Source organism: Chryseobacterium sp. CS3K3.1 (genome assembly GCF_059515165.1).
This window is the reverse complement of the sequence record NZ_JCAKRV010000018.1, coordinates 37710-55869: the sequence shown is the minus strand read 5'-3', so window position 1 is coordinate 55869 and position 18160 is coordinate 37710. Positions and strand designations below refer to the sequence as shown.

The 18160-nt window shown below is 36.9% G+C and carries 19 protein-coding genes; 2 read left to right on the top strand and 17 right to left on the bottom strand.

Annotated elements, in window-relative coordinates:
• Positions 1-9: 9 nt before the first annotated feature.
• From AC5YGI_RS16575 to AC5YGI_RS16535, 9 genes are all read right to left on the bottom strand, one after another.
• The gene (locus AC5YGI_RS16575) at positions 10-1035 is read right to left on the bottom strand and encodes a hypothetical protein (protein ID WP_446106873.1); all 1026 of its coding nucleotides are present in this window, start codon (positions 1033-1035) and stop codon (positions 10-12) included.
• Between the two features lie 10 nt (positions 1036-1045).
• Positions 1046-2572, bottom strand: a complete 1527-nt coding sequence (locus AC5YGI_RS16570) for an NAD(P)/FAD-dependent oxidoreductase (RefSeq protein WP_496169019.1) — start codon at positions 2570-2572, stop codon at positions 1046-1048.
• Positions 2573-2609: 37 nt separating this feature from the next.
• Positions 2610-4124, bottom strand: a complete 1515-nt coding sequence (locus AC5YGI_RS16565) for a polyamine aminopropyltransferase (protein ID WP_496169018.1) — start codon at positions 4122-4124, stop codon at positions 2610-2612.
• Positions 4117-4332 carry a DUF350 domain-containing protein gene (locus AC5YGI_RS16560; RefSeq protein ID WP_110008568.1) on the bottom strand — a complete coding sequence of 72 codons (216 nt, stop codon included), beginning with the start codon at positions 4330-4332 and terminating at the stop codon, positions 4117-4119. The genes AC5YGI_RS16565 and AC5YGI_RS16560 overlap by 8 nt, the downstream gene beginning before the upstream one ends.
• A 12-nt stretch (positions 4333-4344) precedes the next feature.
• The gene (locus tag AC5YGI_RS16555) at positions 4345-4539 is read right to left on the bottom strand and encodes a hypothetical protein (RefSeq protein WP_167456636.1); all 195 of its coding nucleotides are present in this window, start codon (positions 4537-4539) and stop codon (positions 4345-4347) included.
• Complete coding sequence (locus tag AC5YGI_RS16550) at positions 4529-5992, bottom strand: DUF4178 domain-containing protein (RefSeq protein WP_496169017.1); 1464 nt, start codon at positions 5990-5992, stop codon at positions 4529-4531. The genes AC5YGI_RS16555 and AC5YGI_RS16550 overlap by 11 nt, the downstream gene beginning before the upstream one ends.
• 2 nt (positions 5993-5994) lie before the next feature.
• Entirely contained in the window at positions 5995-6354 is a 360-nt protein-coding gene (locus AC5YGI_RS16545; protein ID WP_110366415.1) for an S-adenosylmethionine decarboxylase family protein, read from the bottom strand.
• Between the two features lie 20 nt (positions 6355-6374).
• Positions 6375-7298 (bottom strand): citrulline utilization hydrolase CtlX, encoded by a 924-nt coding sequence (gene ctlX / locus AC5YGI_RS16540; protein WP_496169015.1) that lies wholly within the window; start codon positions 7296-7298, stop codon positions 6375-6377.
• Positions 7299-7362: 64 nt separating this feature from the next.
• On the bottom strand, positions 7363-8277 hold the full coding sequence (locus AC5YGI_RS16535) for a dimethylarginine dimethylaminohydrolase family protein (protein ID WP_076596983.1): 915 nt from the start codon (positions 8275-8277) through the stop codon (positions 7363-7365).
• Between the two features lie 290 nt (positions 8278-8567).
• Here AC5YGI_RS16535 and AC5YGI_RS16530 point away from each other — a divergent pair, with 290 nt between their 5' ends.
• On the top strand, positions 8568-8732 hold the full coding sequence (locus AC5YGI_RS16530; protein ID WP_156121335.1) for a hypothetical protein: 165 nt from the start codon (positions 8568-8570) through the stop codon (positions 8730-8732).
• Between the two features lie 110 nt (positions 8733-8842).
• On the opposite strand, the gene AC5YGI_RS16525 is transcribed toward AC5YGI_RS16530, so the two are convergent.
• From AC5YGI_RS16525 to AC5YGI_RS16495, 7 genes are all read right to left on the bottom strand, one after another.
• Positions 8843-10129 carry a citrate synthase gene (locus AC5YGI_RS16525; protein WP_110008563.1) on the bottom strand — a complete coding sequence of 429 codons (1287 nt, stop codon included), beginning with the start codon at positions 10127-10129 and terminating at the stop codon, positions 8843-8845.
• A gap of 88 nt (positions 10130-10217) precedes the next feature.
• The gene (gene eno / locus AC5YGI_RS16520) at positions 10218-11510 is read right to left on the bottom strand and encodes a phosphopyruvate hydratase (protein WP_047427629.1); all 1293 of its coding nucleotides are present in this window, start codon (positions 11508-11510) and stop codon (positions 10218-10220) included.
• A 216-nt stretch (positions 11511-11726) separates the two neighbouring features.
• Positions 11727-12056 carry a hypothetical protein gene (locus AC5YGI_RS16515; protein WP_330745118.1) on the bottom strand — a complete coding sequence of 110 codons (330 nt, stop codon included), beginning with the start codon at positions 12054-12056 and terminating at the stop codon, positions 11727-11729.
• 67 nt (positions 12057-12123) lie between these two features.
• A complete protein-coding gene (locus tag AC5YGI_RS16510) occupies positions 12124-12912 on the bottom strand; it encodes a sensor histidine kinase (RefSeq protein WP_496169012.1) in 789 nt (262 codons plus the stop codon).
• 633 nt (positions 12913-13545) lie between these two features.
• Positions 13546-14337: a hypothetical protein gene (locus AC5YGI_RS16505; protein WP_330745115.1), complete on the bottom strand. Its 792-nt coding sequence runs from the start codon at positions 14335-14337 to the stop codon at positions 13546-13548.
• Between the two features lie 6 nt (positions 14338-14343).
• Positions 14344-14976 carry a response regulator gene (locus tag AC5YGI_RS16500; protein WP_330745114.1) on the bottom strand — a complete coding sequence of 211 codons (633 nt, stop codon included), beginning with the start codon at positions 14974-14976 and terminating at the stop codon, positions 14344-14346.
• A gap of 199 nt (positions 14977-15175) precedes the next feature.
• Entirely contained in the window at positions 15176-17035 is a 1860-nt protein-coding gene (locus AC5YGI_RS16495) for a glycoside hydrolase family 35 protein (RefSeq protein ID WP_496169009.1), read from the bottom strand.
• 66 nt (positions 17036-17101) lie between these two features.
• Here AC5YGI_RS16495 and AC5YGI_RS16490 point away from each other — a divergent pair, with 66 nt between their 5' ends.
• Positions 17102-17536 (top strand): hypothetical protein, encoded by a 435-nt coding sequence (locus tag AC5YGI_RS16490; RefSeq protein ID WP_137905027.1) that lies wholly within the window; start codon positions 17102-17104, stop codon positions 17534-17536.
• Positions 17537-17640: 104 nt separating this feature from the next.
• On the opposite strand, the gene rplQ is transcribed toward AC5YGI_RS16490, so the two are convergent.
• Positions 17641-18159, bottom strand: coding sequence for a 50S ribosomal protein L17 (gene rplQ / locus AC5YGI_RS16485; RefSeq protein ID WP_110008555.1), 519 nt, complete (start codon positions 18157-18159; stop codon positions 17641-17643).
• Position 18160: the final 1 nt, after the last annotated feature.

Sequence of the window (18160 nt, the reverse complement as noted above, 5' to 3'; positions counted from 1 at the left end):
CGGACAAAGTTAACTAACTTTTTTTGGTTTTCTCCAAATAAAGCCGTCCAGAAGATAATGAGTGAGCTGCGGAACAACCAATAGAGGAACCAGAAACTGAAAAAGATTTTCTGAGATCACCATATTCAGGGAAAAATGCTCATTCCAGACAAGCGTTTCCCACAAAAATTCTTCGAGAAAGGCAAACGATAAAATGACTCCGACAAATAGGAATATTCCTGAAAAGGATTTAAAAATCTGCATCCGGTTCAGCTGATGATTTTCTTTTTGTTTTATTTGCCGGATATAGATCAATGCGATATAAGGAATCCCATGAGAAACTACATTCAGAAACGTAAAAAGGAGATCATTGTTAAAGTAGATAATCCCGAAATACCAGGAAAGAAAAGTTCCGGTGATCAGTGCTGTTTTCGGAATGTTAATTTTTCTTGTTTTAAAGGCTTCAACAACAGTTTTAATAATCCAAATAATCAGAATGGCAAAATAGATAACGGTAATTAAAGGAATATAATCCGGAAGATTCTGAAGCCAGTCAAACTCATTGTTGACAAACCAGGTGAAGGCACGGGGCGTTTTAAACCAGTACAGCATTGGATAAATCGTTGCAGAATACACGGCTACCTCATCTATTCTTTTGCTCCAGTTATCCGGTTCAAAGCGCGCATAGATTCTCATAAAACCGTATTGCTGCCGTATAAAATGAAAAACGGCAATCAATGCAAGCACCGACCAGAATGTCAGGCTCCCGAACTGAAAAAGGATAATCCCTAAAATCCAGCTTATTGCAGGAATTCCGAGATAAAGCAGCTTATTTTTCTGTACCTCTCCTTTTACAAAGTATGTTTTGAACAGCGTGGAATATACATGAGCTACATCCACAAAAACAATCAGAAAAAGCCAGGTATAAAAGGAATAGTAATTTTCCAGCCCCTGAATTTGTTTCTGAAAAAGAAATATAATCAACAATACAACAAAAGGTGGTGATAAAATAAACCACCAGTCTGTTTTTGCGTTATGTACCCACGGTTGTTTCATTGTAGTATTTTTACATCATTTGTTCTGCAGTCCGGATGCCCTGATAGAAAGCTTCTTCAAAAATAGATATTCCCGAAAGATCGGAATGGGCAAAGAAAATTTTATCTTCTATCGTTTTTTTTGCTTTTTGGGTTTCTTCTCCAAAAATCTGGTTGGGAACCGGAGCGATCATCGCATGTCCTATTTTATGGAACTGCATTTCCAGAATGAAATCTTCTATCAACGGATGGGCTTTCTTCAGATCGTTTAAAACTAAATCTTTCAGTTCTGCATCTTTCATGGCGTAGAGCTTTTTTCTTGCTTTCTTGCAGTCTCCGGTTGAAAAACTCTTATAGTGAGTAATCACTTTTTCACCTATAACCTGGTTCAGATTCTGGTGCTGGTCATAGATATAGCCTAATCCGGAAGAACCGTAGATCACATTATCCCAGGCCAGCTCTTCATCTCCTCCAAATTCGTTTTTCAGCGTAATGGTGGTTAAAAGCCACGGAACATAATGAAATGATGATGCTCTTTTTTGATTAAAAATTCTTTCATTCACAAATTGTGGGGTTGCAAACAGTACTTTATCCGCAATGATTTTCTTCGTTTTCTTTTGGGTATTATCAAAACTTAAGACCTCAACTTTATCATTGATTTTAATATCAAAAACCAGATTTCCCGGCAAATGTTTTCCCTCCGTATATTTTGAAAAATGTTTGGCCAGTCTTGCATTTCCTTCCGGCCAGGTGAATACCTGATCTTTATATTTTGTGCTCCAGTTATTTTTTCTTCCTGCAAAATAATGAATGCCTGCCCATGCTGAAACGTAGTCTATTCCTAATCCGAAATCATCCCTGCAGGAATAATCCAGCAGCCAGAGAAGTTCTTCCGAGTGGAAGTTATTTTCTTTGAGCCAGTCTTTAAAAATGATTTTTTCAAGCTTTACAACCTCATCTTCTCTGCTGGAACCATGTACCGGAATGGCAAACCAATATTTTCCCTCCGTGTCTTTCTTTGTACGAAATTCATCCATCAGCTTAAAAAAGCGGGCAAGCTCTTGCTGGATCTGTGCTGAAATTCCTCTTTGCGGAACAATATCGTTCTGCCAGGCATTTTTATAAAATAGTCTTTCCTGTTGTGGAAAAGTCATTTGGTATTCATCAAGGATGGGTTCTCCATCATCCTCGGTTCCTAAGCAGATTTCACATTCTTTCAGGAAGTCGATGATTTCTGTATTCTCTTTGTTCGGTAATGGTAAATAATGAGCGCCTAAAGGAAATTTTGAAAATGAATTCTGTCCGTTGGAAGAATTGCCGCCAAGATGATTTTCCATTTCGAGAAGAAGGTAATCATTTTCATGATGCTTACTGAAAAACCTACACGCTGACAGTCCGGAAATTCCTCCCCCGACAATTAGATATTTAGTGTGGATAACTTCTGAAAACTGTGGAAAATCTTTTGCCCACAGTTTATGTCCGAGAACATGATTGGTCCCTGTGATCTTTAACAGCAAAGTTTTTACTTTCTTTCCGCAATACTGCAAAAAAGGAAGCATAAGGCTACCTAAAAATATAGTTGTAAGAAAATCCTTTCTACTGTACTTTCCCCCACTCTTCATCGAAATAACGGACTAGTATCTGGTTGTCCAGACGGTTAACTTCTACGTCTTTCACCTTCATATCTTTATTGAAATAAGACATCTGTGAAAAATTGTAATCATAATATTTTAATCCAGGCAGTTTTCTGTAGATTCTGTTATTGATGGGTTCAAATGAAGCCATCGTGAATCCCCATTCTCCAAAAGAGGGAACATAGGTATGATACGCTGCAGTGAAAGGAAAAATCTGATTGATTGTTTTCTCAATGCACCAGAAAGATTTCGGAGCAAAATAAGGAGAAGTGGTCTGAACCACAATTTTCGTATCAAGGGTTGTCAGCTTCTCTAGTTCTTTATAAAACTGCAGGGAATAGAGCTTTCCTAAGCTGTAATTGGACGGATCCGGAAAGTCTATGATAATGACATCAAACTTCTTTTTGTTCTCTTTTACCCAAATGTAAGCATCTTTATTGATCACTTCCACTTTAGGATTAGAGAAAGAGCTTTGATTGAGCCTGCGCATGGTTTCATTGGTTTTGAAAAACTGGGTCATTTCCCCATCAAGATCAACAAGGGTTACTTTTTTAACGTCCTTGTATTTCAAAACTTCTCTTGCTGCAAAACCATCACCACCGCCAAGAATCAGAACATTATCAATGTTTTTTGCCATAGACATCGCCGGATGTACTAACGCTTCATGATAACGGTATTCATCAGTGGAAGAAAACTGTAAGTTGTTATTCAGATATAAACGAAACTCGTGTGTATTCCTCGTTAATACGATTCTTTGATAGGGTGAGCTTTTGGTATAGACTACATTTTCACCATATAACTTTTCTTCAGAATAGGATAAAATAGTATCTGAAAAAATGAAAAGTCCCAGAAGAAATGCAAACGCTGCAATAGATTTTACTTTGAGTGATAAGGGTTTTGATAATTCCTTTGTAAGGTAATAGCAAAGGAATATCGCAATGGAAATATTGATTAATCCAAAAAATAAAGGGGTTTTGACAATCCCTAATTTTGGAATCAAAACCAACGGGAAAAGAATCGATGCCAGCAAAGCCCCGATATAATCGAATGCAAAGACATTTGAAACTAAATCTTTAAACTGAACCCTGTCTTTTAAAATATTCATCAGAAGCGGGATTTCCACCCCTACAAGACATCCGGTGAAGAAGACAAAGAGATAGAGAACGCTTTCAAAATGGGCCAGTGTATTAAACAGAATAAAAAGTACAACAGAACTGATTCCCCCCACGATTCCTACAAGGATTTCGATCTCAATGAATTTATCAATAAGATTTCCTTTGATGAATTTTGCAAGGTAGGAACCTACTCCCATTGAGAACAGGTATACTCCGATAATGAAAGAAAACTGCTTTACAGAGTCTCCTAAAAGATAGCTTGCCAGGGCTCCGGCCACCAGCTCATAAATCAATCCACATGTAGCAATGACGAATACTGAAAACAATAAAAGCAGCTCAAGAGGAATCCTCTTCTTATCCATGAATCGCTGCGCTTATGATCATTGAAATTCCGATAATAAATGCCCCGAAAACAATAGCAATGGCTATATTTTTGTTCTGAGCGATCTCATGCCATGTTTTTTCAGGAGTCAGTTTTTCAATGATGAAATAACATACAAGTAAAATGGCGATTCCTAAAAATGAATAAAGAACCGAGTTTAGTATGGGTAAGAAATTGATGTTGTCCATAGTTTTATATTTTTATTTGTGATAGTATCTGTAGAATCCTACTCTGGAATGGCTTCTTGTAGTTCCGTCGCGGTATGTTTCCGTTTTGGCACAATCGCAGACCTGATTTCCCCGGTACGTAAGGTATACAAACCAGGTCATGAAAAATCCTCCGATCAGGCAGAGTATCCAGTTTTGTCTTATGTAATTGGTTATATTAGTTATCATTGGCAGGATAAGGTGAGTTTGAACTATTCTTCCATTTGTTTACATTAAAGTAATGTTTTCCTATCCACATTGCCACAAACAGAGCAATCATTATAAATAAAATAATTCCGAAGTTCCAGAATGAAACGGGAAGCCATGTTGCTTTGAGCTGTACATAGGTATTGTTTGAAATAAGGTCTGTAGTAAGTCTAAGGGCTTCAGTATTAATCAGGGAGTCCAGTTTCTGAGTTCCGAACGATGCTTTGGCAAGTCTGATCACTTCCGAGGTATCTTTTTCGAGCATCTGTCCGTCTGTAAAAGTTTTGGTCTGCACCTTGAATATGTCAGTAACCTCAATTGTTCCTGATTTATCCCGTGAAATCACGACCTTCGAATCAGGAGATGTAAGACCTGAAAATGAGGGTAAGCCTCCTTCTTTTTCGGCGGAAATAATGAAATGATATTTCCCGGAGCCCACTCCACACAGGTTAAAATCTTCGGACTGGCTTCCTTCTGTCCAGCTCTCTCCGCCTTCGTACCCATGATACTGTTCGATATCTTTGGAGGTATAGATAATTTCGTTGGTATTCTCGTTCACAAGACTCAACTGAACATTAGCCCAGGAATTATCAACACCTGAAAAAGCATTCACCTTTAATGGAGCTGAACCGCCTGACAAGGTAAAGCTTTTGCTGACCAGCTCTTTGTCTTTTACATCTGCAAAATTGATGGTCTCTGCAAAAACAGTTTCGTTGGTTCTTGAAGTGTAGACATACATCTGGAGCAGGCAAATCATTAATGCAGCCACACAAAAGATGTTCACGGCTTGTCTGATATCGAAATAATAGGGCTGAACAATCCCTATTCCTGTATAATAGGGCAGATTAGCTATTTTAAAAGCTTTCTTAACTTCATATTTTGAAATGTGAACCCCATAGAAATACTGGCTTTTTCTGCTGGTCTTTTCCTCAGAGATCATACGGGTTCCGTTAACATATTCTTTGTAAGTAGCAATCGTGAAATCCAGATGATCATCAAAAAATCCGGCTGCAGCATCAATAGTGCATGGAGTATTTTCGTACCAGCGGTAGGTTCGTCCGGCATAGGTAGGTAATTTCGAATCTTTGCCTTTAAAATCATCAGGATGCATAGAGATCAGGAATACCCAATGCCCATCGCTCTCACTCAGGAAAGCATCATTTCCTTTGCTGTCTTTTAAAGAATATTCACGCCAGAAAATACTGTTTCCGTATTTTCTAACAGTAATCGCAACGACCGTATATTCTGTATCGTCAATTTTTCCTTTTTGTCCGACATCCAATACAACATTTTCCGTTGGGACTTTCAGATGTTTAATTTTTTTATTCCCGGCTACATCAATGAGATGGGAGCAGGTCATACAAACGTATTCTTCAACAGGAAAAGTGAGATCTAATGTATTTTCGGATTCGCATGCTGGGCAGACATAGTGCATTTTTATCTGTAAATTTTGTGTTTTTGAATGGTATTAGCTTTAAAATACTGAACCACTTCATCTGCAATCTGCTCTACTTTTGTGGTATTATCCTGCGTATAATTACAGAGGAAAACATCGAAAGTAAGCTGTTTAAATTCCGGCCACGTGTGGATACAAAGGTGAGACTCTTTAAGGATCACGGCGGAAGTAAAGCTGTCATTCTCAAAAATATGATTGGTAACGCCTACAATTTCCACCTCTTTGGTTTTCAGAATTTCTTCTGTAAACGCCAGAAAACCTTTGCTGTCTAATAACAAATCTTCTGACTCTGTTTCCAAAGTCAGAAGAATATGTAAACCTTTACTTGATAATGGTTTCAATTAATTTTTTTGTAAATATATTATTTTTTTGGAAGAAATACCTCAGCAAGCATACATCTTGCACTTCCTCCACCATTTACTTCAATGGTATTCAGGTCTGAATAGATAATTTCGCAGTATTTTTCAATAGCAGCTACCTGTTCCGGAGTTAAAGACTGGTAAGCAGTCTGGCTCATTACCAGGAATTTTTCACCTTCTTTATTCTGAACCTGAAGCATGTTTCCTGCAAACTGCTGCATCTGTTCTTCTGAAATTTCGATGATTTCTTTTCCTGAGCCTTTAATAGTTTCCACTACTTTTTCTCTTTCCAGCTCATCATCAATACAGTCAAGGCAGATTACAACAAACTTGTCTGCCACACACATCATTACATTGGTGTGATAGATTGGAAGTCTTTCTGCTCCTACAGTCTGGAAAGAATGAAAAACAACAGGAGTAAATCCGTATTTTGTACAGAATTCTCTGAACAGTTTTTCATCCAGCCTCAAAGAAACAGAACCGTAAGCAATTTTGTTATCGTGATCAAAAATCATACTTCCTGTTCCTTCCAGAAAGTGTCCCTGAGTTTCAGAGAAAGACCAGTCATCAATTTCAGCAACTTCAAATCCCTGATCTTTGATGCTTTGAATAATATCTTCTCGTCTTTCTACTCTTCGGTTGGAAGCAAACATCGGATATAAAACCACTTTTCCATCCTTATGGAAACTTACCCAGTTATTCGGGAAAATAGAATCCGGAGTGTGGGGATCCAATGTATCTTTTATAGTGATCACATTAATTCCTTTTTTTCTCAGCTTTCCGACAAAGGTATTGAATTCTGCCAATGCTTTTGACTGGATATCAGAGCCTGTCTGTTCTACCTGAAAGTAATTGTTTTTCGCCGTTTCCGCGTTGTAACCGAATGCGATCGGTTCTATCATTAATACTGTATCTGTTGTTTGCATTTTTTTAAAGTTTGAGGGTGTTTTTGGTGTATGAGAGTTTGAGTGTCTTGCAACGGTTTATCAATTATTCTCTCACAAGCGGCATTGTAGAGCATCTCAGCAAGCCTCCCATTTTAGAGATTTCTCTGTAAGGAATTTCTTCAACAGTCATTCCCCACTCGTTTCTCAGGTGGTTATTCATTCTTGTGAATGCTTTGTCCGAAACGACAACATCAGGAGAAATGGAGAAAATATTCGGGAACATTTCAAACATTTCTTCATCATTGATATGGAAACAGTTTTCTTCTCCGAAAATATCAATGATTAAACGGTAGTCGCTTTCATCTACAAATCCGTTTTTATAAATAATACATTTGTCTTCACCTACCGGATTAAATGTACAATCCAAATGCAGAATGCCTTCAAAAGGAACCTTATCATTTTTCTTCAGTTCCAGGTCAATGATTCTTTTCTTCGGAAAATATTCTTTTAAGATTTCAATGGCATATTCATTGGTTCTTGCTGTCTTATAGTTTCTGTAATCTTCGCTGAAGCAGGTTCCGATGAAAAGGAAGTCATTCCATACGATCACATCACCTCCTTCGATATGTGCAGTTTCGGGAAGATTGATGATCTTTCTCCATGCTACTTTTTCAAAAACGCTTTTATAGGCTTCCTGCTCGTCTGCTCTGTCTGCAATCACATTGGAAATGATCATTTTATCATCAATTACAAAGGCTACATCTCTTGAAAAAACCTGATTGTAATCTTTGATGATGCTGGGACGCAGTACTTCAACGCCATACTTTTTTAAAACCGCTTCAAAAGCGTTCATTTCATTAATAATATCCTCTTCTTTAGGATAAATGTTGTGTTCGATTGAGTAATATGACTTTGCGTCATAACTTTCCTCTAATGTGGGAACCGGCCCCAATGAATTAGGCTGGCCTAGAACTACTGACTTCAGCCTGCCCGTTTCGTTTTTAATGTTTAGTCTCATAAAGATTTATGCAATACTACAAATATAAGTAAAGGTCTCTACCTGTAAAACTTTTGGATTATTTTATGCATTAAATTTGGTTTCCAAAATCAACACCCTTCGGCAAAATTTGCTTGTATGCAGAGCCAACTGTAGTGAATAGTTCCAAAAACATCTACAACTTACTATTTTCCATCTACATAAGAACAAAAAAACAGATAATCATATTATTTAATTTCCTATATTAGTGATATAATTTTCGCGAAATTATAGATCATAAAACTTAACTATTAACACCAAAAATCAAAGTCATGAACAAGAACAATCCGGTGCTGAAAAACGCACAAAAATTAGGAAGAGATCAACAAAAATCCGTAATGGGAGGCGCTCCAATCTCAACAGGCAGAAGATGCTGTGAATGGGATGATGCAGGAAACTGCTATATCTGGACATGTGACAGATGCCAATGTCCTTAATAAAACAAAGAAAGCCTGCTTAAAAAAAGCAGGCTTTCTTATTTGAGCTAATTGATATAAATAAAAAATCCCAAAGCATGCTTTGGGATTTTTTATAGTATAAGCAAATATTATCTGCTTGCAATATCGATGTAGTTTCTTTGCTGAGCACCTTGGTAAACCTGTCTTGGTCTTCCGATCGGGTCTCCTTTCAGTCTCATTTCTTTCCACTGAGAAATCCATCCCGGAAGTCTTCCTAATGCAAACATTACGGTGAACATTTCTGTAGGAATTCCTAAAGCTCTGTAAATGATACCTGAGTAGAAGTCTACGTTTGGATATAGTTTTCTTTCTACGAAGTATTCGTCTTCCAGCGCTACTCTTTCCAGTTGCATTGCAATGTCAAGAGCTTTATCCTGGATACCCAATGCTTTAAGGATATCGTCAGCAGCTTTCTTGATGATTTTCGCTCTTGGGTCGAAGTTTTTGTACACTCTGTGTCCGAATCCCATTAAACGGAAGTTATCATTCTTATCTTTAGCTTTAGCAACATATTTAGATACGTCACCACCGTCTTTCTCGATAAGTTCAAGCATTTCGATTACAGCCTGGTTAGCACCACCGTGAAGCGGCCCCCAAAGAGCAGATACTCCGGCAGAGATAGAAGCGAAAAGACCTGTGTGGGCAGACCCTACCATTCTTACTGTAGAAGTAGAACAGTTTTGTTCGTGGTCTGCGTGAAGGATTAATAATTTATCTAAAGCATTTACAACTACCGGATCGATTTCGAAATCAGCGTTTGGTAATCTGAATGCCATTTTGTAGAAGTTCTCTACATAGTTCAGGTTGTTATCACCGTGGTTTAATGGTAAGCCCTGAGTTTTTCTGTAAGTCCATGCACAAAGGTGAGAAAACTTAGCGATCATAAGCTCAGCAGCGTGATCCATTTCTTCTTTAGAGTTTACGTTAACGGCTTTCGGGTTGAAAGCTGTTAAAGCAGACGTTAAAGAAGATAAAACTCCCATAGGGTGAGCAGAACGAGGAAAAACATCAATGATTTTTTTCATTTCGTCTGCGATGAAGTTATATTTTTTAATATTGTTGTCGAATGAAGTAAACTGATCCTGAGTAGGTAATTCTCCATGTAATAAAAGATACATTACTTCAGTGAAGTTAGATTTTTCAGCAATCTGCTCGATTGGATAACCTCTGTAGAATAATTCTCCTTTATCTCCGTCTAAGTAAGTGATGTCGCTAATAGTAGCTCCTGTATTTTTGTAACCTAAATCCAGAGTGATTAAACCTGTCTGGTCTCTTAATTTTGAAATATCAATCCCTCTGTCTCCGATAGTACTATCCACGATTGGATATTCATATGAATTACCGTCGTAATTCAATATTACTTTGTTGTCTGACATTATTTATTTATTTTTTTTAAATATACCACTTTCCATAAAATACGGCAAACTAAAAATTTCGCTTGCCGTTATTTATAAATTCGATTAATTATCTTTTGATTTTAAAAGCTTCTAATCCCGGGAAAATCGCAGTTTCGCCTAAAGCTTCTTCAATTCTTAATAACTGGTTGTATTTTGCCATTCTGTCTGATCTTGAAGCTGAACCGGTTTTGATCTGTCCACAGTTCATTGCTACTGCTAAATCAGCAATTGTAGAGTCTTCAGTTTCTCCTGATCTGTGAGACATCACTGAAGTGAATTTGTTATTCTGAGCCATTTGTACAGCAGCCATTGTTTCAGAAAGAGAACCGATCTGGTTTACTTTTACAAGGATAGAGTTCGCAATATTTTCTTTTACTCCTCTGGATAATCTTTCTACGTTGGTTACAAATAAATCATCTCCTACCAGCTGTACTCTGTCACCAATTTTATCTGTTAACATTTTCCAACCTTCCCAGTCGTTTTCCTGCATACCATCTTCAATAGAAATGATTGGATATTTTGCAGCCAGTTCCGCTAAATAAGAAACCTGCTCGCTGCTTGAAAACTGGGCTGCATCCGGAGTCTGGAATTTTCTGTAATCATAGATTCCGTCTTTGTAGAATTCCGAAGCCGCACAGTCAAGTGCCAACATAATATCGTCACCTGGCTTATAACCTGCTTTTTCAATAGCTTGAAGTAAAGTATCCAAAGCATCTTCAGTTCCTTTGAAAGTTGGTGCAAAACCACCTTCATCACCTACCGCAGTAGATAAACCTCTTGAATGAAGAATAGATTTTAGGTTGTGGAAAATTTCAGTTCCTTTTCTCAATGCATGAGAGAAAGAATCAGCTTTTACCGGCATAATCATGAATTCCTGGAATGCGATAGGAGCATCTGAGTGAGATCCACCGTTGATTACATTCATCATTGGAACAGGAAGTGTGTTGGCGTTCACTCCACCTACATATTTATAAAGAGGCATTCCCAATTCTGCAGCAGCAGCTCTTGCTACGGCCAGAGAAACACCAAGAATAGCATTGGCACCAAGATTTCCTTTGTTAGGCGTTCCATCAAGATCAATCATAATCTGATCGATATAGTTTTGTTCAAAAACCGGCTGTCCTACTAAATTCTCTGCAATTACTTCTTTTACATTTTCAACAGCTTTCAGAACTCCTTTTCCCAGATATTCTGAACCACCGTCACGTAATTCTACCGCCTCGTGTTCTCCTGTAGATGCTCCTGAAGGTACAGCTGCACGGCCCATTGCCCCGCTTTCTGTAAATACATCTACTTCAATGGTAGGATTTCCTCTGGAATCTAAAATCTGTCTTGCTTCTATGTAAGAAATTGCACTCATTTTTTATTTTTTTTAGTTTAGACAAATTTAATCAAAATTTAACTTTCAAGGGTATTTCACAGCATTTTTTTGAAATAAATCCAAGTTAAATTTTAGTTAATTTATATTATGATAATTCCCCATTTTTGAGGGAAGGGATCAGGAATTAAAAAATGGAACATCATAACAAAACTCACCTTGAAAAGTGAGCTTTATGATACGGTATAGGAGTTATTATTATTTTCTGGGCGTTGGAGATAAAAGACCGGCCAGGGCACCTATTGCTCCTGATGAAATCGTTGCAAATATAGTAACCAGCTGATTATCTTTGGAGGAGCCGTCATTCCAGTAAGCAATGAGTATAAGCCCTGCAATAATTGCGATAACTGCCAGCCCGAGCATCAGGACAATAATCCTGTAAATCCAGTAGTCTGTATCCTTAGGATTTCTTATTTCTACATTTTTTATAGCCTCTACAGGATTTATTCTGAACTTTTCCTGAAGATCACTGCTGTTTTTTAAAGCAGCTTCCAGATCTTCGATACTGTCGTTAATAAGAGTTTTCATGGCCTTTGATTTTATGTATCAAATTTCCCTCTAAAAAACGGACCAGTCAATTACACAAAAGGGTAATTTATAATTTTGTTTTGAAGGCCAGACAGGTTCCGGGATTTCCGGAAATGATTGTACAATCGCCGGATAATTCGTTCATTCTTCGTTTCATATTTCTAAGACCGTTCCCTTCTCTATGGCCGTCGGAAATTCCCTTTCCGTTATCACAGATTTTCATAGAAAAGTTATTTTCTTCCTGCGAAAATGAAAGCTTCAGGCTGTCGGCATGGCTGTGTTTATAAACGTTATTAACGGCTTCTTTCAGACAAAGAAAGAGATTACGCCTCATTTCGGTGGAAATCGGTGTTTCTGCTATGATATTTTCATATTCTGAATACACGATTATTTTTGTTTTCTTCAAAAAGTTTCCGGTATATAGGACAGCATAATCGATAAATCTCCCCAATGTGTCATTTCCTGAGTTCAGGCTCCACAGCATTTCTCTCATGGAAATATTCATTTCTTCGGAGGTTTTCAGAAGCTCATCGATGTCGTTTAACAGATCATCATCTTCCGCTTTCTGTTTCAGAAATTCTGCCTGAAGCTTCAATGCAGAAATTCCGGCTCCAAGATCATCATGCATATCGTGGGAGATACGTTCCCGCTCCTGTTCCAGCACCTTTTGTTTTTCCAGTTCTTTCTGAAGGAGCTGGTTCTGGTGTTCAGATTCTTTAAGCTGCTGCTGCTGAATAAAAAAAAGCTGTCTTTTGTTATACAGAACAACTATTAAAACAATAAAGATGACAAAAGTTATTAATAAAATAACCGCAATAATATAAGCCAATCTTATTGTATCCGGCAGTTGCTTCATATTGTGTTTTTATTTTCAAATTTCCTTAAAGCAATATAGAACAATCCATACATAATGATATTTACACAATACTGCATCACTTTCAGAATTTGCAGAAGCCCCGGATCATTATCCCGAAGAAAAAACATGGGTATAGATCTGAAAATAAAGAAAATACTCCAAAAAAGCAAACCACAAGAGACCCAGAAATGCGGATCGTCCAGAATTTTTATTTCGTCAAAATTTTTCAGCCTTATAAAAAACCAAACCAGCACATTGATGATGAAATAAAAGCACACTAATATTCCCAATGTATTTTCATAGTTTTCACTATAAAACTTTATAAACAGAATAATATAGGCAAGTATGGCAATCAGAACGCAGCGGAAAAATACCCTGAGTTTCCGAGGGAAGATTTTAGCATAGTAAATGTTAAAAAATATAATTAAAAAAATGCTGTAGTAATTAAACAGATAAGCAAAATCAAATTCTCTATTCCATATTTTATAATGCCCATACAATTCCAGACAAAGCGACAGAAATAAAAATATTGCAAAATAGTTTTGGCTGGAAAGACCTTTCTTCCCAGCTAAAACTATGGATTTTACAGTAGCAACCAGGAGTACTGCGATGTATATTATCTGGATGATCATTTTACGGATATAATGAACCCATATCGTAATAACCCTCGTCTGTACTAAAAACCAGTGTCATTTGTTTTTCGTGGGTTTCAAAATGTCTTTTATATTGGTCTTCGCGAAATTTATCGCCAAGATTATTTTCAAAAACCACTTTCTTCACATCACTGATCTCACAAAGGTTGATGGTAAATGTATCACTACCGTCTTTTGACAAGGTATCTATAAGATCAACGATATGATAACTGATATAAAATGTATTATTTCGTCCTAAGTAATTAGTCAATACCTGATGTCCGTTCTTAAGATAAAAATCATTAAGTGTTTTTACATTCTCATCGGAGATTTTCAGATCCTTAAGTGAAAGATCCTGATTGGCATTGATGATAAGATAATTATGCTCATCAATGGTATTTTTCCCTTCTGTTTGCAAAGAGGCCACCATATACATCATCTTGTTTTCAGAATAAGGTGTGAGTCGTAATCTGGAATCCCGGGGATCTATCTGTACGAAAGTAAATGTTAAATAGGTCGCCTTAATATCTTTCATAATCTCGCAAATATCTTTCAGGAGAGAATGTTTTACAGCATAAATACCTCCAAGATTAAAATTCACCTCCCGATTTTGCATAAAAGGCAAAATGCCCTTTTTAGCACTGTCAATAAAACTTTCTGCCAGAATGTGGCTAATGGGCCTCATTTCCGATACATCTTCAACCAGCTGTTCAAGTTTATTACCAATAGGGCCTTCTCTGTAAGCTAAATTGTCATCAAGGACTACCTGACTTGTTGCATTTGAATTTTCCATAATTTCTTAGTTTTTTGATTGGTTAAATTTATTGACTGCCTCCACTTTGTTGTTGACGTGGAGTTTTCTGTAAATATTTCCTACGTGCTTCTTGACGGTGTCAATACTGATGAATTTTTTATCTGCAATCTCTTTGTAAAGAAGCCCCTGTGAAAGAAGTTCAAGAATTTCTTTTTCGCGTTCTGTAAGTTCATCAAAGCCTTTTATTTCCGGAAGCTTTTTTTCGAAATGATTCAGTACTCTTCTTGCAATGGAAAAACTCATAGGAGCACCTCCCTGATATACGTCCCGTATTGAAGCAAGAATCTTATCCATACTTTCACCTTTTACAAGATATCCCATGGCGCCAGCCTTTAAAGAATTAAAGATCTTTTCATCATCATCAAAGCTGGTACACATAATAAATTGGGTACCGGGAATTTCTTTTCGCAGCTTTTCTATGATCTCGATTCCGAGCATGTCCTGTAACTGGATATCCATCATCACAACATCAGGAGAGATGTATGGCAGGTTCGTTATGGCATCATTGCCGTCAAAGAACTGGGCAACCACTTTCATATCCTTCTGATAATTGATGACCTTCTTCAACGCATTGTTGTAGTTTTTTTCGTCTTCTACTATGGCTACGGAAATGCTCATGACTTTGTTTGTTTGAAGCAAATTTCAACAGAAAACAATTTGAAATCAATTACACCTTTGTGGAATATTACTATTTGAGTTTGAAGTTATGGCTTAGTGTTTTAGTTGTATTAAATTTAATCAATTTTTCACTTTAAAAACAATATTATTATAAATATTTCATAATAGATTAAAATAAACTACAATTCCGTTTTTAAAATCAATTATTATTTACAATCTGATCAAGGATAGGATGATCAATGCTGCTTATTGTATGTTGAAATTTAATCTGCTCAAAGATCTGAATCCTGTTTTTACCTTTTTTCAGCCATACTCCGGGAATATAAAGTGTTTGCTGAGGACCTGCAGTACTCCAGTACCTTCCAGCATTTTTCCCGTTAATAAAAACAATACCTTTTCCAAAATTTCTCATATCAAGAAAAGTATCCCCGGTTTCTTCAAGCACAAATTCTGCCTCCTGAATAACAGGTAAATGGTCTGCAATTTCTTTATTTTTAAAATGATGTTTTGGAAAAGTATCAAAAGGAAGAGTAAGCATTTCCCAGTTCCCGGAAACTTCAGCTCCATTAATTTTTACGGGGCTGATAATTCCTTTTAAATTATGAACAATCTCTGCTCCGTAATTGATTCTTCCCATATTTTCAACAAGAATTTCCAGCCGGTCTCCGGATTTTATTTCAATAGCAAGATCATACTTTTTATAAACTCTGTTCAATTCGCCTTTCCATTGGCCATTGATGTAAATATTCGCATAATCACGGAGTCCTTTTATTTCCAATCTCCCTTTGTGGTCTTTGTCAAACTTTCTTCTGTAAAGAACATATCCGTTTCCGATATTCAAATCTTCAAACGTCAGTGGCTGGTCATTAATAACAGGTTTCTGATGATCGGTAAGATCAAACAGAGAATTTACTTTTGAAAATTTTATCCGGGGAATGGTGATGACTTTTACTGGTTTTGGAACATCCGGAAGCTTACTTTTATTTATGGATTGAAAAATTTCTCTCAACGCATTATATTTAGGGGTTGCCCATCCTGCTTCACTGATGGGAGCATCATAATCATAGCTTGTAAGATCCGGCTGGATATCATGATCCTTATCGTAATTGGCTCCGCTGGTAAATCCAAAGTTGGTTCCGCCATGAATCATATAATAATTAAAAGAAATATCATTTTCTATATAAAGCTTTGTTTGTTTCACCACTTCTTCCGTGGAAACTTTAACGAATGGCTCTGCCCAATGATCAAGCCATCCGGGATAATATTCTGCAACCATATAAGGACCTTTTCCACCGTTATACTCATTGATGCTTTTCTTTAAAACAGCAATATCGCTTTCTCCGTTTGCGGTAGGTAAAGCACCTTCTATAGATCCTCCTTTAAACAGTGAACTGCCGTCTGAAGTAAATAAAGGTACAGAGATCCCGCTTTTCAACAGCATATCTTTAATCTTATGACTGTATTTTCTGTGTTCTTCCAACGGAATATCTTTTCTTTGCGCGACGTAAGATCCAAATTCATTCTCTGCCTGTACCATAATAACCGGGCCGCCATTATTAATCTGCAGAGGTACGATCTGCTTTGCCAGTTGACTGATATATTTACGGCATTCCTCTAAGAAGGCTTTGTTGTCTCTTCTTATTTCAAGGTCTTTATTTTTCTGCAGCCACCATGGATATCCTCCGAATTCCCACTCTGCACAAACATAAGGCCCCGGACGAATGATAACATATAAGCCAACTTCCTGTGCCGTTTTGATAAACTTCTGCAAATCTTTTTCACCTGAAAAATTCCATTTTCCCGGAGTTTCTTCATGATAATTCCAAAAAACGTAAGTCGTAACAGTATTCAACCCCATTGCTTTCATCATCTCCAGACGATGCTTCCAATACTCCGAAGGAACTCTGGGATAATGCATCTCTCCTGAATACACGGTAAATGGTTTTCCGTTCAGGAAGAAATGTCCATCTTTAATTTCAAAATTTCCTTTCTGCGAAAACACAGTATTCAAGGAGAAAAATAAAAGAATTATGCATAAATAACGGTTAAAATTTCTCATATTGTAAGGCATGATTTTTGTAAAATTTAAAATATAAAAATCAATTGAATATCAAATAATATAATCATGAAAAAAAGTCTTTTAGCACTAGGTGCTGTATTGGCACTGGCAGTAGTCAGCTGTAAAAAAAGTGAAAGCGGAAACAAAAGCGTTATCAAAACAGACAGTTCAGAAACTGTAGTTACAGACAACAATGGAAAGATAGATTCGGTAACACAAAGTTCTTCGACAGTAGATATCAACGGTCAGAAAACTGAGAAAACAGATTTTGTGTATAAAGCTACTGACGGAACACTGGTGAAAGTAGTATTTAAAAACGATCCGAAAGAAAGTACGGTAGCTATTACCAGCAACAAGAAAACGTTTACCTTGCCTAAGTCGGAAACGAAAGGAGATGAAACGATTTACAAAAAAGATGATATGACTGCAAGGGTAAAAGGAGACAGCCTTCACCTTGAACAAGGAAATAATATTATTGAGCTGAAAAGAACAAAGATCTAAAATAAAAATGTCCCTCCAATGTTGAGGGACATTTTATTTGATAAGTAGTACATAAAAAAACCACCCGGAATCCGGATGGTTTTTTTTATATATCTGAATGAATATTATTCTTCAGTTTTTTCCTCAGTAGTATCAGCCTTAGCTTCTTCTACTTTCTCTTCAACTGCAGGAGCATCAGCAACTACTGCTTCAGCTTTTTTAGCAGTTGTTGATCTTCTGCTTCTTCTTGTAGCTTTTTTCTCTTCAGCATTAGGGTTGTAAAGCTCGTTGAAATCTACTAATTCGATAAGAGCAGTATCAGCAGCATCACCTGGTCTGAATCCTGTCTTGATGATTCTTGTATAACCACCGTTTCTTTCAGCGATTTTAGGAGCTACAGTTCTGAATAATTCAGCAACCGCAAATTTATTTTGAAGGTAAGAGAATACTACTCTTCTGTTGTGTGTAGTATCTTCTTTTGCTTTTGTTAATAGAGGCTCAACATATACTCTTAAAGCTTTAGCTTTAGCTACAGTAGTGTTGATTCTTTTATGCTCAATTAGAGAACAAGCCATATTAGAAAGTAAAGCACTTCTGTGAGAAGCTGTTCTTCCTAAGTGATTGAATTTTTTACCGTGTCTCATT

Excerpts from the sequence above, each read along its gene's own strand:
- AC5YGI_RS16575 (WP_446106873.1), bottom strand. The coding sequence starts at position 1,035 with ATGAAACAACCGTGGGTACATAACGCAAAAACAGACTGGTGGTTTATT.
- AC5YGI_RS16570 (WP_496169019.1), bottom strand. The coding sequence starts at position 2,572 with ATGCTTCCTTTTTTGCAGTATTGCGGAAAGAAAGTAAAAACTTTGCTG.
- AC5YGI_RS16565 (WP_496169018.1), bottom strand. The coding sequence starts at position 4,124 with ATGGATAAGAAGAGGATTCCTCTTGAGCTGCTTTTATTGTTTTCAGTA.
- AC5YGI_RS16560 (WP_110008568.1), bottom strand. The coding sequence starts at position 4,332 with ATGGACAACATCAATTTCTTACCCATACTAAACTCGGTTCTTTATTCA.
- AC5YGI_RS16555 (WP_167456636.1), bottom strand. The coding sequence starts at position 4,539 with ATGATAACTAATATAACCAATTACATAAGACAAAACTGGATACTCTGC.
- AC5YGI_RS16550 (WP_496169017.1), bottom strand. The coding sequence starts at position 5,992 with ATGCACTATGTCTGCCCAGCATGCGAATCCGAAAATACATTAGATCTC.
- ctlX (WP_496169015.1), bottom strand. The coding sequence starts at position 7,298 with ATGCAAACAACAGATACAGTATTAATGATAGAACCGATCGCATTCGGT.
- AC5YGI_RS16535 (WP_076596983.1), bottom strand. The coding sequence starts at position 8,277 with ATGAGACTAAACATTAAAAACGAAACGGGCAGGCTGAAGTCAGTAGTT.
- AC5YGI_RS16530 (WP_156121335.1), top strand. The coding sequence starts at position 8,568 with ATGAACAAGAACAATCCGGTGCTGAAAAACGCACAAAAATTAGGAAGA.
- AC5YGI_RS16525 (WP_110008563.1), bottom strand. The coding sequence starts at position 10,129 with ATGTCAGACAACAAAGTAATATTGAATTACGACGGTAATTCATATGAA.
- eno (WP_047427629.1), bottom strand. The coding sequence starts at position 11,510 with ATGAGTGCAATTTCTTACATAGAAGCAAGACAGATTTTAGATTCCAGA.
- AC5YGI_RS16515 (WP_330745118.1), bottom strand. The coding sequence starts at position 12,056 with ATGAAAACTCTTATTAACGACAGTATCGAAGATCTGGAAGCTGCTTTA.
- AC5YGI_RS16510 (WP_496169012.1), bottom strand. The coding sequence starts at position 12,912 with ATGAAGCAACTGCCGGATACAATAAGATTGGCTTATATTATTGCGGTT.
- AC5YGI_RS16505 (WP_330745115.1), bottom strand. The coding sequence starts at position 14,337 with ATGGAAAATTCAAATGCAACAAGTCAGGTAGTCCTTGATGACAATTTA.
- AC5YGI_RS16500 (WP_330745114.1), bottom strand. The coding sequence starts at position 14,976 with ATGAGCATTTCCGTAGCCATAGTAGAAGACGAAAAAAACTACAACAAT.
- AC5YGI_RS16495 (WP_496169009.1), bottom strand. The coding sequence starts at position 17,035 with ATGAGAAATTTTAACCGTTATTTATGCATAATTCTTTTATTTTTCTCC.
- AC5YGI_RS16490 (WP_137905027.1), top strand. The coding sequence starts at position 17,102 with ATGAAAAAAAGTCTTTTAGCACTAGGTGCTGTATTGGCACTGGCAGTA.
- rplQ (WP_110008555.1), bottom strand. The coding sequence starts at position 18,159 with ATGAGACACGGTAAAAAATTCAATCACTTAGGAAGAACAGCTTCTCAC.